Annotated in this window: 8 protein-coding genes; 5 read left to right on the top strand and 3 right to left on the bottom strand. The window is 49.1% G+C overall.

Features of this window, described 5'->3' with window-relative positions; translation table 11 throughout:
• Positions 1 to 463: 463 nt before the first annotated feature.
• On the bottom strand, positions 464 to 1447 hold the full coding sequence (locus LJ740_RS21145; RefSeq protein WP_229531126.1) for a transposase: 984 nt from the start codon (positions 1445 to 1447) through the stop codon (positions 464 to 466).
• 183 nt (positions 1448 to 1630) lie between these two features.
• On the opposite strand from LJ740_RS21145, the gene LJ740_RS21140 reads away from it, so the two are divergent.
• On the top strand, positions 1631 to 1858 hold the full coding sequence (locus tag LJ740_RS21140) for a hypothetical protein (protein WP_229531125.1): 228 nt from the start codon (positions 1631 to 1633) through the stop codon (positions 1856 to 1858).
• 153 nt (positions 1859 to 2011) lie between these two features.
• Here the strand turns inward: LJ740_RS21140 and LJ740_RS21135 are convergent, their stop codons facing one another.
• Together LJ740_RS21135 and LJ740_RS21130 are read right to left on the bottom strand one after the other, a co-directional pair.
• Positions 2012 to 3589 (bottom strand): cation:proton antiporter domain-containing protein, encoded by a 1578-nt coding sequence (locus tag LJ740_RS21135; RefSeq protein ID WP_229531124.1) that lies wholly within the window; start codon positions 3587 to 3589, stop codon positions 2012 to 2014.
• 39 nt (positions 3590 to 3628) lie between these two features.
• Entirely contained in the window at positions 3629 to 4108 is a 480-nt protein-coding gene (locus tag LJ740_RS21130) for a cyclic nucleotide-binding domain-containing protein (protein WP_229531123.1), read from the bottom strand.
• Positions 4109 to 4292: 184 nt separating this feature from the next.
• Here LJ740_RS21130 and LJ740_RS21125 point away from each other — a divergent pair, with 184 nt between their 5' ends.
• The 4 genes from LJ740_RS21125 (at position 4293) to LJ740_RS23375 (ending at position 15183) form a co-directional block, all read left to right on the top strand.
• On the top strand, positions 4293 to 6464 hold the full coding sequence (locus LJ740_RS21125) for an adenylate/guanylate cyclase domain-containing protein (RefSeq protein ID WP_229531122.1): 2172 nt from the start codon (positions 4293 to 4295) through the stop codon (positions 6462 to 6464).
• A 154-nt stretch (positions 6465 to 6618) separates the two neighbouring features.
• Entirely contained in the window at positions 6619 to 10695 is a 4077-nt protein-coding gene (locus LJ740_RS21120; RefSeq protein WP_229531121.1) for a two-partner secretion domain-containing protein, read from the top strand.
• Positions 10692 to 12392, top strand: coding sequence for a ShlB/FhaC/HecB family hemolysin secretion/activation protein (locus LJ740_RS21115; RefSeq protein WP_229531120.1), 1701 nt, complete (start codon positions 10692 to 10694; stop codon positions 12390 to 12392). The genes LJ740_RS21120 and LJ740_RS21115 overlap by 4 nt, the downstream gene beginning before the upstream one ends.
• Complete coding sequence (locus LJ740_RS23375; RefSeq protein WP_229531119.1) at positions 12379 to 15183, top strand: CHAT domain-containing protein; 2805 nt, start codon at positions 12379 to 12381, stop codon at positions 15181 to 15183. Before LJ740_RS21115 ends, LJ740_RS23375 begins: the two co-directional genes overlap by 14 nt.
• The last annotated feature ends 42 nt before the right edge of the window (positions 15184 to 15225 follow it).

Below are 15225 nucleotides of genomic sequence, written 5' to 3'. Positions count from 1 at the left end.
CTGCTATCTAGCCTCCAAACCCACACCACCCAGCATGTGACTCCACAGAGGGCGTTTTATCCAGAAGTATTCAGCGACCTACATTAAAACAGAAGGCCCCTTTCTCGCAGAGCGAGAACACATTAGGCTAAGTGCTGCCGAATCAGGCCGAAGAAGCGGGCTCAATAATGCGCATACTCTCTTCGGCAAAACCAGCACCGGCTTCAGAGTAGAAATTAAAGACGTGATCCACGCCCAGGATAAAAAGACATCCACTTTAAAATTCATTCAGCTTTCTTTTTTCAAATCTCAGATCTCGCCATTAGTTTTTTCTAAATTTCTGGGAAGATACACATCAGAGAGCGGATTCAGACTCTTAAATAGTGCTTTCTGGGTGGGAAATTACAACTTCAAAAAGATACAGGTAGGTGCCCGCCTTACCTTGCGGCAATTATACTTTTAGTTGGCATTAAGGAAGTGATTGTCAGCCAAATAATCGGATAGCGGTGTTTTTATCCCTGAGTCGTTTTAAGTTGTGTCGATGCCGATAGGCTTCAAGATAAGATTCACTGCCTGCAGCATGATGAAAACAGTCTTCAAATTGAGTGGCTAGTTCCTGCCATTGCTCAGGTTTGAGGTTAAGACGTTCCATTATCACAGGCGTTGATTCTTCAATTGCGCCTCGTTTATTGGGTAAGATAGCTCTGCCCGTGATATCGACCAGCTCCATGTAGTCGAATAAATGAAAGGGCAAACCATGGGGCATACCCTCTTTGATATTGCCGGCAAAAGGTGTCAGGTATTTAGGTGTTTTACCTGCTTTGGCGGCATTGATGCGATACTGAATACTGGTGTGGTCAGATTGCTCTGGTGTATTAGCCATACCGGCTCTGATGGGGTTTAAATCTACATAGGCCATGCAGGCGGCAAGTGCGGCTTCATCCAGTAACGCCTGTGATTTAAATCTTCCTTCCCAGAATCTACCGCTACATTTATCTTCCTTGTTGGCCTCTCTGGCTATGTATTCATTCAAATAGCGCATAAACCAGCTGATATCCGTCAGCCGCTTCCGCCATATATCGGCGGTTTCCTCAATGGTGAAAAGCTGAGACTCATGTATCTGCTTTCGTTGTTCAGGATTCAGGTACTGGTGACTGAGTAACGTACCATTACTAAGCCTGTGCCAGCGGCGAATCACTTCTTCAGTATCCCAACTGTCAGATAAATCTTTGTGAATGTGCAATACCAGGTGGGTGTGGTTGCTCATTACTGCATAGGCACAAACATCAATGGCAAATATCTGAGACAGAAAGTGAATACGGTCTTCAACCCATTGACGGCGGTGTTCATAGCTGACCCCGGTTTGTTTGTCTTCGCCGCATAAAAATGCTCTGCGCACACAGCGGGAAACACAGTGGTAATAGGGTGTATCTTCAAGACAGATTTGTGCCTTCCTGGCTTTTGGCATGTTAACTCTTCCTGAGTCTGTTGAATAAAGCTTCTATTTTGCACAAATTAGGGAGGTCGGAAACTGTACTGAAGTACAGTTATGATGGCTGTCTTCTTTAGCGTTAATTTCCGGTAAAGCCGGAGATGATGCTAAGATTTATCAAATAAAGGCTGTGAAAAAAGCTATAGAGGAATCGCAACAATGAAAGATAGCGCGCGATACATAAAAATCGTTGAGTGGTCTGAAGAAGATCAGTGTTACGTTGGCTCCAGCCCAGGCCTTTTCATTGCAGGTTGTCATGGAGATGATGAAGAATCAGTATTTCACGAGCTTTGTAGCATTGTTGAAGAAACCATTTCAATTTATAAAGCCGACGGCAAAGAACTTCCTCCAGCAACTTCCGGTAAAGGCTTTGCCAACGTCGCCTAATCGGGTAGCCGCTGGTATCTAGCCTCCAAACCCACAACACCCAGCATGTGACTCCACACAGGGCGTTTTATCCAGAAGTATTCAGCGACCTACATTAAAACCGAAGGCCCCTTTCTCGCAGAGCGAGCATACATTAGGCTAAGTGCTGCCGAATCAGGCCGAAGAAGCGGGCTCAATAATGCGCATACTCTCTTCGGCAAAACCAGCACCGGCTTCAGAATAGAAATTAAAGACGTGATCCACGCCTGATAGCTTGAGGTGTTTGCGGTCATCACTGTAGCGCGCAATGGCGGCTACCTTGCCCTGAAATCCTGCGACTTTCAGTTGTTCGGTAATATTGAGGATGTCATCTGAAGAAGGTAAGGCTAACATCACCAGACGAATCTTGTGCAACTCAATAGACTCCCAAAAGTCGATATCTTCTGCGTCAGCACAGATCACCTGGTAATGGTTTTCCTTGAGTTTACTGATGCGCTCGCTTTCCGCATCAATACCCCATACTTTGTCACCAAAACTCTGTCTCAACGCTAAATAACTGCCCTTGCCTACGCGGCCCATACCCACCACCAGTATTTGTGCCTGGTCAGGTTGAGCATAAAAGTCTTCGGGCAAACGCGGGCTTCGTTCAAGTCGATTGATCCAGTCTTTTTTGTGGGTATAAATGCGATGCGCCTTGCGATACAAGACACTGCTGAAGACAAAACTAATAGAGACCGCAATAGCCAAAATCACTAACCATTCCTCTGCTAACCAGCCATTCGCCACAGCCAGCGCCACCACAATCAGGCCAAATTCGCTGTAGTTACTCAATGACAAACTGCTTAAAAAAGAGGTACGGCCGCGCAGGCGTAACCGGGTTAACAAATAAAAGAAAAACAGGAACTTACAGGGAATCAAAATGCACATAAACAGTGCCATAGTCACCATTTCCAGGGTTGGCAACGCCGTAAATCCGATAGATAAAAAGAACCCGATAAGAAACATATCTTTGAAGCCCAGTAAGGCTTTTGACAATTCTGAAGCCTTGCTATGACTGCTTAGCAGCAATCCGAAAATCAGGGCGCCAAGGTCGCCTTTTACCCCGACCAGAGTAAACAATTCGTAACCGCCCAGCGCCAGAAAAAAACCGGTAAGGGGCAACAACTCACCATGTCCGGCGGCTTTGATCAGCTTGTCTAACACTGGTTTGAGCAATGGCAAGGCAAACAAGCCCAACGCATAAATGGTCGGGATTTTGCCGGTCGCCACCACCAAAAACACCACCGCCAGAATGTCCTGCATTACCAGAATACCAATCGCCAGCTTGCCGTGACGGGTTTTCATTTCGCCGCCTTCTTCCAGTATTTTGACAATGCAAACGGTACTGCTAAAACTCAATGCAAACCCCAGCAGGCTGGCCGTTTGCCAGTCCAGATCGGCAAAATAACTCAGACCCAGCGTGGCATAAAGCATACTGAACAGTGAAAACAGGCTAATCCACAACACCATAGGTCCGGCCGTACCGCCCCACACCTCGGGCTTAAACAACTGCTTGATATTGAGTTTCAGGCCAATGGTAAAGAGCATCAGGGTAATACCCAAATTTGCCAGTACATCCAGGCTCTCAGCAGGCTCTACGCCCATGCCATTGAGTAAAAAGCCTGCCGCCAGAAACCCAATCAGCGGCGGTAAATTAACCAGTCTGCAAGCCAGACCACAGGCGAACGCGAAGAAGATCCAAATAAAATCCACGTGATAATCCTAAAATGAAACAACGGAAAAAATGAAAACTCAGGTACCTTTGCGAATGTTGTCATACAACATGGCACAGGTTTTATTCAGCGACAGCACTCTGGCCGCCAACCCCTCGATGATCTTGTCTTTGATCTTGTCTTTCATGCCGAGCGGAAAACGGTTCATTTCCTGCTGAGTAATGCGCATCAAAATACTGTCTTCGTGCACAATCACAGTGGCTGTGCGCGCTTCCCCCAAAATAAAACCAATTTCACCTAAAAAACTACCACCTTTCAATTCCCGGATAAAATTGCGTTTTTTGTCGTACACGTCCAGGGTACCCGACAACACTAGGTAAAAGCTTTTATCATCAGGCTCTCCCGCCTGCATAATCACTTCATCTTGCGCTGCCAACCAAAACAACTGCTCTGACTTGGTTAGACTGGCAATATCAAATTTTGAAATACCCTGAAAGAAATCCAGTCGCTGGATAACATCCACCGTTTTCAGTTTCGATTGATAAGATAATGGTTTCATAATCTGCTAATTTTATAGGTGGTTCTGTTTACGGTTGTATCTGAGCAAAAACCATTTCAAACTAGGCAGCAATGGCATTGCGCAGTTCCTTGCTACGCACTCATCATAGTTCAGAACGTCACAAGTCACATTTTTACCAAGGCATCATGGCGTTGACAAGTCACTATCGTTAAAGGTGTTAGATTTGCGGCAATCAATTCTCCATCCGGTTCCCATCAAGAAACCCTGGTTGTTGAGTGTTTATTTGCTCCTCACCCTGATTATAGGATTGGTGATTGACCAGCGTATGGAAACGCGTCTGGATTCCTTTTTTCACGATGCTGCCATTGTGCAAACCCCAAGAAGTGTCTGGCAGCATGTCGCTGTGATCGCATTGGACCCTGGCGTTCCGGGCTTTATCAGTCGCCGTCAGGCGTTGCCACTGTATGCGCTGGCGGCGCAACGAGCGTTGGAAATGGGGGCAACGGCAGTGTTTCTCGATGCGGTGCTATATGAATATGATGACCGCACCAGTTACGCCATGTGCATAGAAGATTACCAGGCACCGGGATTACCCAATCAATTTCGCTGGCAACCATCAGCAAATTTACAGCCCTTTGCCATTCTCAGCGCAACTCAATTTCAACGCTTTTTTATGGCAAAACCTCAATTTGCCGGTGACGATGCGTTTGTTACCACCAGCCTGCTGCAAAATTTTTTCGGTGAAAGTTTACTGCCGCTGGATTTTTTCGAGCCGGATAATAACCAGCAACAAATTGACCGACTGATTGCCGACGCGTCAGTACACAAACGCGACGAAGGTACCTTTAACGCTTCTTTTCGCTGGATGAATCTGGCTGATAATGCTGTCGTGCCCAAAGTCACTGAAATCCACACCCGGCACACCTCCTCGCTTGCCGATTACCATTATTCGGAAACCTGCAATGATATTCCCTGCAAGCGGGTGCGCTTTTCCTATCCTAAGTATCAGTTTGATACACAGCCCGGGCTACCTTTGATCCCCCTCAGCCAATTGGCCGGCTGCGACAGAGCAAGTGCCAACTCAAAATGGCAACAGCAGCTACAAAACCGCATTGTTATCCTGCAAATGACCGAACCTACCGAAGCTACAGATATCAAGGTTACCCCGATGCTATCGGCTTTCGGATCACCGCGATTGTTTTTGTCCGGCCCTCAGTTTTTAGCGGATGCCATTGAAACCGTCTTGCAGGGCGATGCCCCTAGCCGGCCAAATGTTGTCTGGCGTGTACTGCTGCTTTTAACTATTAGTGGCCTGAGTATTTTGATGGCGGCATTTTTGCGGACCGGCTTCGCCTACCTGTCGCCACTGATTGCACTGTTGCTGGGCTGGGGCTTGTGCTTTATTACGCCTCCGGCACAGTTGTGGCCGGTCATGGCCGGTGTATTCTGTGCCTTGTCAGGCACATCTTTGGTGTTGGCCACTCACATTTCTCTGGGCACGGCGAAAGCCAAACTGATGGCTCAGTACATTCCAAAGCAGATCCGCAGCCTGTTACTGAACAATCGCGGCAGTGCCAAATTCATTCACAAACACGTCGATGCCGTTATTTTAATGAGTGATATTGCACGTTATTCCGATGTCACCAGCGAACTTAAAGACCCGGCGTATGTTTTCCAATTGCTCAATGATTATTTTCAACAAACCACACTGGCCACACAAAATGAATATGCCGGTTGGCTGGAGTCCTATGTGGGCGATATGGTGTGTTTTTATTGGCCGGTACACGACGGAACCACCCTGAATAGGCAACAGCAACTGGCGCTTTCCGGCGCTATTGATATGGCTAAAAAGCAGCGACATTTTTTTGCAAAACTGGCACAAAATAACGAATATGCAATCCCACAGGCAACCCTGCAAAAAATATCCGGATTTCTTGGTGCCGGGATTGGCATTACCAGTGGTCAGGTCATGATGGGCAATCTGGGTCCCGCCAATGGCATTCAGAAGTTTGGCTGTTTGGGCGATCCGCTGAATTTAGCCGCGCGAACTGAAAGCCTTACCCGCCATTTCAATACTGACATTTTAATCACCGAAGAATTGGTTTCGACAGCCCGACAAATGCAGCTGGCAACCCGTTTTATTGCCTCCGTTGTGGTTAAAGGTCGGCTTGCCCCAATCGGCCTCTATGCCCTGGGCGAAATCTCTGACCCGCGCTTTGACAAGAACAGGGTACAAAGCTGGTTGCGCTGGCAATCGGAATTTTGCCAGGGACAAGAACCCCAGTGGCCAGCCGGATTAGCCGAATTCCGGCAAGACAGAGATACCCTGCAAAACTGGATGCAACAAGGCTTGTGGGATCCACAACAGGCTTGTTTCCAGTTGAAAGAAAAATGATCTTTTTCGTCCATAAAATGGCGAATAATGAACAATGTGCAATTTAAAATTCACGTTCCATGAGAAAACATGAGAATTGCTACACAAGCCATGATTTTCGCGGTGATTTAGATATACTCCGTGGTGATATCGTGAAATTGGAAGACGCGGCTTCATGCTCAGCAAATCTATCCTCAATCTGGCTTTAAGCAGTGCGCTGCTCAGTACCTCGTTAACTGCGCAGGTAGTAACAGATGGTTCAATGGGCGTGGCCAGTGCGCTGCAGGGCCCTGACTACATTATTGAGCAGTCGTTGGGTACCCTGGTCGGAAACAATTTATTTCACAGTTTTACCCAATTTGATGTGCTGGCTAATCAATCCGCGCTGTTTACCGGGGCAGATAACATTAACAACGTTATCAGCCGGGTGACAGGAGGAACAGTAAGTCAAATTCAGGGAACCGTTAAATCTGAAATAGGCAATGCCGATTTTTATTTTATCAATCCCGCCGGAATCGTTTTTTCAGAAAATGCCAAAGTAGACGTGCCCGGCGCACTTTACGTATCAACGGCTGATGAGTTGCAGTTTGCCAACGGTGAAACATTTTCGGCATCAACTGATGCCGCCAGCACCTTGTCTGTGGCCGCACCGGAAACTTTTGGTTTTCTGACACCGCAAACCGGGGTTATTCGCTTCGAAAATGCCAGAGTGAAGATTGAAACCAGCCGCCACAGTCAATTCAGCGCCGCACATGTGCAGTTTAACAATGCCCAGTTAAAGCAAGATGGCGGCCAGTTGCAACTGATCGCCGTTGGTGATGCCGCCGCCACATTGCAAATTGCTACCCCTCAACGCGTGGGCAATGGCCGGCTTAGCATGGATAATTCCGGCATTAAGCTGGAGGGAAATGGCGGCGGAGAATTAAATCTGACGGCAGCAGAAATCAACACCTACCGGGCCAACATCGTATCAGGGAATAATGGCGAGACGGATGCCCAGGTGGGCATTCGTATCAATGCTGAAGATGTTACCCTGGTCAATAGTCTGGTAAAAACTGAAACCACCAGTTCTGGCAGGGCCGGGGATATAGCCGTTACGGCCCGCAACTTTACCCTCACCAGTGATGGCGGCACAAGCGACAGTCGCTCGGTATTATCCTCGGAATCAAAAGAGGGACGCCCTCCCCCGGGCGGCGGCGGACCTGGTGGACCACCTCCTCCGCCTCCGGGAAACGCGCAGAGCAATCAGTTTGGTGCATCAGGTGACATAAACCTGCAAATCAGCAATAGCTTAAAGGTGTTAAACAACGCCACCATCAGCAATGTGACTCAGGAAAATGGCGCAGGGGGCAATATGCTCATTAGCGCCTCCGAGTTGGAAATTAACTCCGGGCAGTACCAAACCGATGTTGGCATCGCCACCTTAACCAGTGGCACCGGCCAGGGCGGCAGCCTCAATATTGATGTGCAGCAAGGCATACAACTGCTGGGCAATGGACAAATCAACGCCATGACCCTGGGGGATGGCGATGCCGGTAATATCAACATTAATGCCGGAAGTCTCACCATTGTTGAAAATGAAACCAGCCCGCAGGCGGCCGAATTACCTGGCATTCAAAGCCTCAGTGGCCGGGACAACGACTTTAACAACGCACCACGTGGCAGCTCTGGCGATATTAACCTGAATATCGAAGGCGATCTCACCATGCAAAACGGTGGGTATATTGTATCGGTTACCGTTGGTAACGGAGATGCCGGCAATATCAATATACAGGCCGATGGTCTGAACCTGATCAGCGAAGCAGGTCAACACCCTATAACCATTGGCAGCAATACACTGGGTCCTCAGGCGAGAGGGGATGCCGGTGATATTACGATAAACGCCAGTGGCGCTATTAACCTGCAAGGCAGTGCTTTTATTACAACCTTATCTGACAGCGCGGGAGACGCAGGTGACATGACTGTCAGTGCACAAAGCCTGTCTATGTCGGGAAGCAACGACCAGAGAAAGCGGTCCGGCATCAATAGTTCCACCACAGGTCCCGGCGCACATGGCAATGCCGGTACTATTATCATTGGTATTGAACAGGATATTCACCTGGTTAATGGTGCAAATATCACATCAGATACCGAAAACAACGGAAACGCCGGAAACATATTTATTGCTGCCGATTCGTTGTTTATGGCTGCACAGGAAGACAGCGAAGATACCGGGATCAGTAGCAGCGCGACTTCAAAAGAGGGCAGACCTGGGGAATTAATGCCCGGCTTTGTGGCTTCAGGGAACGCCGCCAATATCGACATCAAACTTTCGGGCGATATGCAAATGCTGGGGGAAGCCGCCATAAAAACGGAAGGTGAAAGCCGGGGTAATGCAGGTAATATTGCCATTGAAGCTGCGAACTTATACATGCAGGGTGGAGAGCTGGAGAGCAAAGCAGAAGGTGAGGGCTTCAGAGCCGGAGATGCCGGTGATGTGTCACTGCACATCGCCGGAAATGTTACTATCACCGATGGTGGCGCAATTGCATCAGACTCCTTTCACGGTGGAATAGCAGGCAACGTCACTATCAACGCAGGTTCACTGGCGATGGCTGATTTTGGCTCTATTACCAGTACCGCGGCATTAACACCGTCGGATGCCGGCAATATCAACATATTGGTTGCCGGTGATATGAGTCTGACCACAGGTGCGAATATAGTCTCTGACAGTATTCAGGCTGAGAAAGCGGGCATCATCAATATTGCCGCTCAAAACCTGACGTTATCCGGGGCCGGGCTGCCAACCCGGATTTCCAGTACCACCCTGATTGGACGAGGGGATGCCGGTGAAGTGAATATCAACGTAGCAGATACCGTGACATTAACCGCCGGAGGACAAATTACCTCCAGTTCGCTGGGTGCCACAGGCAACGCCGGCGAAGTGAACATTACAGCCAGCCAGTTATTGATAGACGCACAAAATCAGGTGTCTCTGGAAGCCTATCTGGCCTATGTCCGGGAAGAGTTTGAGGATATTCCCGAAGAGTTTGACGAACTGCCCCAGCTTGATGACGATGATCTGATTGCCTGGGCGGCCATCATTGATATCCGCTCGAAAGCCTTTTTAAGCACGGGGATCAGCAGTGTTTCGGATTTCAATGCCATTGGCGATGCCGGTCTGATCAACATTGAAGTAGACAACCTGACGCTGAAAAATGGCGCTGAAATCAATACCAGTTCTCAGGCAAACGGCGATGCCGGCGATATTTTTATTGCCACAGGTGACCTGCTTCTCAGCCATAGCGACAGGCAAATTCCCGCCACCCGAATTTCCAGCCAGGTAGGCCTGAATAGTCAGGGCGCTGCCGGCAACATTACGATTGCCGCCCAGAACACCATGACCCTGTCGGGGGGCGTTATTGCCGTTGATACTGCGGCCAATATCCACAATGATGAAAAACGCGCAACCGGCAGTATTCAGTTGTCTGCCGACGCGTTATCACTTAATGACCAGGCGGCGATTTCGTCAGGTAGTACCGGCAATGTTGCCGCGGGTCGCATTACGCTCAATATAAATGACACATTGCAACTAAACAATGCCCGGATTACCTCATCTGCTGACAATGCAGACGCAGGTGGTATTGCGCTAAACACAACCCAACTGTTTATCGACAACAGCCTGGTGACGACCTCCGTCAGTAACGCAGGAAATGGCGGTAACATCGCCATTGCAGCTGATTTTATTCTGATGGACAACGGCTTTATTCAGGGCAATACCGGGGGCGCTGATTTTAGTGGTGGCGATATCAGTATTGATGCAGACTTTCTGATTGTCAGTGAACAAAACCTGCTTACCGGCGGTGAAGAACGGCTGGTATTTGTGCCCAACAGTGGTGCCAATGTTATTCAGGCTGCTGCCCCTGATGGTGTCAGCGGTGTGGTTAATATCGGTGCTCTGGAGTTTGATTTAAGTGATGAGCTGGCCAGCATTGGCGCTGAAATATTGCAACTGGATAACCTCGACAATAACCCCTGCAACAGCAGCGCCGCCAGTACTCTCGCCAGCAGCGGCAAAGGGGGCCTGATACAACAACCGGATGCATTTAATTCTCCGGTGTTAAGTGCCGCTGACATCAGGCTGAGATTAGCGGGCGATAAGGCCGCACAATCCCAATCTAACCACCAGGCACACAACCGGCAACTCACCACTGACCGGGTTCAATGTCAAAAACCTGTGCCGCAGATGACCCAGGAACTCGGTGCGCGATGAAATTACTGGATAGTTTTTTAAAGCAAGGTTTGGTTGGGTTAATGCTGTGGCCCTGTCTGATAGTTAGCTCAGGTGCTGTTGCTCAGGAACTCGTACCCAATCCCGCCGACCTCAGACCCGCGTTGCCTGAATTTGTCGCTGTTGATGAAAGCGGCCCATTTACCCTGCCCGAAGTGAAAGCCCCTGTTCAGTCCAACAGGTCTGAAGCGCAATTTTTTCTCAGTAACGTACGCTATCAGGGCAATACCCTGTTTACAGAGACAGAGCTAAACCAGCAAATCGCCCGGTACATTGGCCGCCCGGTGTCGGTATCCGAGCTGGAGGCAATGCGCATCGCGTTAACGCAATTCTATATTGCCAAGGGTTACATTAATTCGGGGGTGATATTGCCCGATCAGACGGCTCAAAACGGCATTATTGTATTTCAGGTCATAGAGGGTCGCCTGAACAGTATTGCTCTTTCAGGTATGGATGATATTGATCCCCATTATATCACTGGCCGTCTGTTACCCGACAACAGCGCCCCTTTTCATTTACCAGACTTTCAGGAACGCTATCAGTTGCTGTTAAATGATCCTCTGTTTGACAAGTTTGATGGTCGGTTTCGTCCGGGAATAGCGCCGGGAGAAAGTATTCTGGATTTAACCATCACACCGGCCACGCCTTATGGCCTTGAGTTGCAATTAGACAACTATGGTTCAGCCAGTAGTGGTGAGGAGCAGCTCACTCTGAATGGCTATTATCTCAATTGGTTGGGACATGGTGATACTTTGTCGGCTTCGGTTCGTGTTAAAGAAGGGTCAGTTGGCGGGAATCTGATGTATCAACTGCCAATGAATCAAAATGACACCCGCCTGACAGTGCAACTGGGTTTTAATGATTCAGATGTCATTGAGCAGCAAATAGCCGTACTGGATATCGAAAGCGACTATCAAAGTACCGATATCAGCATCAGTCATCCGTTGCTGAGTTCCCTGAACCATGCGCTGCGAATTTCCGCCAGCCTGTCAGTCAGGGAAAACCGGGGCAGCCTTCTGGACCAACCCTTTTCATTCGCTTCCGGTGAAAACAATGGTCTGTCACGGGTATCCGCTGTCCGTGTCGCACTGCAGGGCAGTATACGCAGCGCGAAACAGGTCTGGTCTGGTCATTTGCGTTATTCGCAGGGTATCACCGCTTTTTACGCCACAGATAATGACAATCTGGCACCAGATAGCGACTTCTCTGCGTTGTTGCTGCAATTGCAGTACGCTCGCCTCTTCGCACAGGGTGTGCAACTCACCTGGCGTGCCGATGCGCAAATCAGCAGTGACGGCTTGCTGCCACTGGAACAATTTGCGCTGGGTGGTGCCCGATCTGTGCGCGGCTATCGGGAAAATGAACTGGTGCGCGACGAAGGCTTTGTCACGTCTTTGCAAATCAACGCTCCACTTTTCGATGATCTGGACTACAGCGGACGATTTGGCGCATTACAGGGATATATCTTTATGGACTATGGCGAGGGTAATTACCGCACAGCGTTACAGGATAGTGCTGAGCCGCTCTGGTCCGCCGGGTTAGGCCTTCTATGGCAATTCTCGCCTGAATGGCAAGTGGAGCTGGTTTACGGGCATGCCATAAATACTCCTCAGGATCGCGCCAATCACGTACTGCAAGACGACGGTATTCATATGAGGATTTCAGGTGAGTTACTTTAAATTCCCGGCGTTAAAATGCATCCTGGTGTTGTGCACGTTGTCGCTGACAGTAAATCCCCAGCCAGCTCTGGCTGACATCAGTGATTCATCGCGCAGCGTTGAGAAATCATCTCACAGCATTGAGAGATCATTACACAGTGCCGAAACATTGCGGGAGCAGGGTAAATACCCACAGGCCTTACTGATATTAGACGAAACGCTGGCTAAGGTTGCAATAAAAAGCAAACAGCACACGCTGATCATGGGTCTCAAAGCTAATCTGCTAATACTGCAACGCCGTTATGACGAAGCCTTTCTGATTTTGTCTGAGACCCAGCCCTGGGCAGAAGACAATCAATGGTATTTTATCGCCGGCGATCAGGCCCATTATCTGGCGAATTTATTCTTACGACGCCAGAATATGGAGAAAGCCAGACGTTGGTTTGACAAGGCCCGGCAACTGGCTGCGCAATCCGGTGATACATTGTTAGCATTGCAGAGCGGGATAAATTGGCTGCGCATGCCATCGCAAGACCGACAGACACAGCAGGCATTACTCACAGAACTACAGCAAACCATAACCACAGTTGATCCGCGTACCGGCAGTGAAGTCCTGTTAAACTGGGCCGCGCTGCTGATGGATTATTTACCCTTAGCACAGAACCGGTCAGCCCATATTGAGACGCTGTTTAACACGCTGAATTTGATCCTGCAAAACCAGCAGCACTACAGTACGGCAACCGTTTCACAAGCCTACGGGTTACTGGCACGGGTTTACCAGGCAGAGCATCGACATAACGAGGCTGTCAGTCTGTTTAACAACGCAATCCACACTGCTCAAACCTTCCCTGATTTACTGTTTCGCTGGGAATGGTTGTCCGGGCAGTCCTTTCGGGCCCTGGGCAATATTGCTGCTGCCGTTGCCTCTTTACAGCGCGCGGTGCAACACCTTGAAGCCATTCGTCAGGATATCCCGGTAGATTACGTGGATGGCCGCTCTTCTTTCCGGCAAACCCTCGAACCACTTTATCTGGAACTCACTGACTTATTACTGCAACAGGCGAAAACGGCAGACGACACACAACCCTATCTCAGTCAGGCGCAACTAACCATGGAACTACTGAAGCGTTCAGAGCTGGAAGACTATTTTGACAATCGCTGCGTAATAGAGACGCAACAACAACTGGATCTGGCCGCAGTGTCCGATAATACTGCCGCTATCTATCCCATTATGCTTGAAGATCGGTTGGAAATCTTAGTGAGCTTTTCCGACCGAATTGTGCAACGCACCGTGCCGGTTTCTGCCCGGCAAATCAAAGAAAACGCAACGGCATTGGCCACCAGTCTCAGAACATTGGCTCCTGAATATTTCTCGCTTTCGGCCTATTTTTACGACTGGTTAATCTTGCCAATTCAGGACTTATTACAAGCCAATCAGATAGACAACCTGATATATTTGCCCGACGGGGCCTTACGACTGGTGCCACTGGCCAGCCTTAATGATGGCCAGCGGTTTTTGATTGAACAGTACAGTGTTGTGACGTCACCGGGACTCACGCTGTTTGACACCACACAGACAGAAAAAGGCAATATCCGTGTTTTACTGGCGGGTTTGAGCAATCCAGGTCCCGTGGTGGACGATGTCAGCGAGCGCCTGTTTTCAGCCATCAATGTAGCCACCGATTCTCAGTTACAACACACTCTGAGCCGACGTCTGGCCTATCCCAGAGAGCGCCGCGAACAAGCACAAGAGCAGTGGCAATCACCCACTCCACAGCCGTTTTCGCCATTACCGTCACTGCGTATCGTCAGAAAAACCCCCGCATCTGAGACGCAGAACTCAGAGAATTTAACCTTGCGCTATATCAGCAAGCGTCCAGGTTTAAACAAACCCGGTAACTACCAAAACAAACAAAAACAACTGCGCCAGCGTCTGCGAATAGTGAATAAAACCGCCTTTGCACCTAAAGCTCAACCCGATGAACAACACAAACCACTGCGCATTGTGGCGAAATACCCCAGTCAACAGGCAATGCAAATGGCACAACGTCAAAGGCCATCGACTGCGTCGCTGAGCATTTTGCCTGGTGCTGAGGAACCGTTAAATTCGGTAACGGAAAAAAATAGTGAGCCATCACTATCGTTACTACTGGCCAGCAATACCAGTGGCCAGTTGCGCCTGAAAAAACGGGCTTTACCGGAAGATCAGGCACAGTTAAAAAGGCTAAAAGCACAGCGTCTTGAACGCCTAAAAAGCCGGTTAAAACTACCGGGTGTCGATGACGAAATCCAACATATCTCTGCCATGTATCAGGGCCATGCCCTGGTCAATGAGCAGTTCAGCAAAGTACAATTTGTGGATGATTTACTGTCAAACCGGTACGACATCGTACACATAGCTTCCCATGGGGTATTTGGCAATTCTGCGGAAAACAGCTTTGTCATGACCTATGACGAGCTACTGGACATGAATCAGCTGGAAGCATTGCTCAATCACCCTAAATTCGCCCGCGCCCCTATTGACCTGATGACCCTGAGTGCTTGTCAGACTGCAGATGGTGATGACCGGGCTCCATTGGGCATCAGCGGTATTGCGTTACGTGCCAAAGTACGCAGCGCGCTGGGCGCACTTTGGGCTGTATCAGATGCTGCCACTGTAGACCTGATGACCGAATTTTATGAAAACCTTAAACAACCCGGCACCAGTAAAGCTGAAGCATTACAGGCGGCACAAATCACACTGTTGCAGCAGGAGCAGTACCGCCATCCGTTTTTCTGGTCGGCATTTATATTAATTGGGAACTGGATGTGACCAGACACTGGAAACAACTCAGTTTAACAGACCACCCTGTGG

Origin of the sequence: Planctobacterium marinum (assembly GCF_020687805.1) — a bacterium.
Classification (GTDB): Bacteria; Pseudomonadota; Gammaproteobacteria; order Enterobacterales; family Alteromonadaceae; genus Planctobacterium; species Planctobacterium marinum.
The sequence above is the reverse complement of the archived record's forward strand: the minus strand, read 5'-3'. Positions and strand labels throughout refer to the sequence as shown.

Excerpts from the sequence above, each read along its gene's own strand:
- LJ740_RS21130 (WP_229531123.1), bottom strand. The coding sequence starts at position 4,108 with ATGAAACCATTATCTTATCAATCGAAACTGAAAACGGTGGATGTTATC.
- LJ740_RS21140 (WP_229531125.1), top strand. The coding sequence starts at position 1,631 with ATGAAAGATAGCGCGCGATACATAAAAATCGTTGAGTGGTCTGAAGAA.
- LJ740_RS21120 (WP_229531121.1), top strand. The coding sequence starts at position 6,619 with ATGCTCAGCAAATCTATCCTCAATCTGGCTTTAAGCAGTGCGCTGCTC.
- LJ740_RS21145 (WP_229531126.1), bottom strand. The coding sequence starts at position 1,447 with ATGCCAAAAGCCAGGAAGGCACAAATCTGTCTTGAAGATACACCCTAT.
- LJ740_RS21115 (WP_229531120.1), top strand. The coding sequence starts at position 10,692 with ATGAAATTACTGGATAGTTTTTTAAAGCAAGGTTTGGTTGGGTTAATG.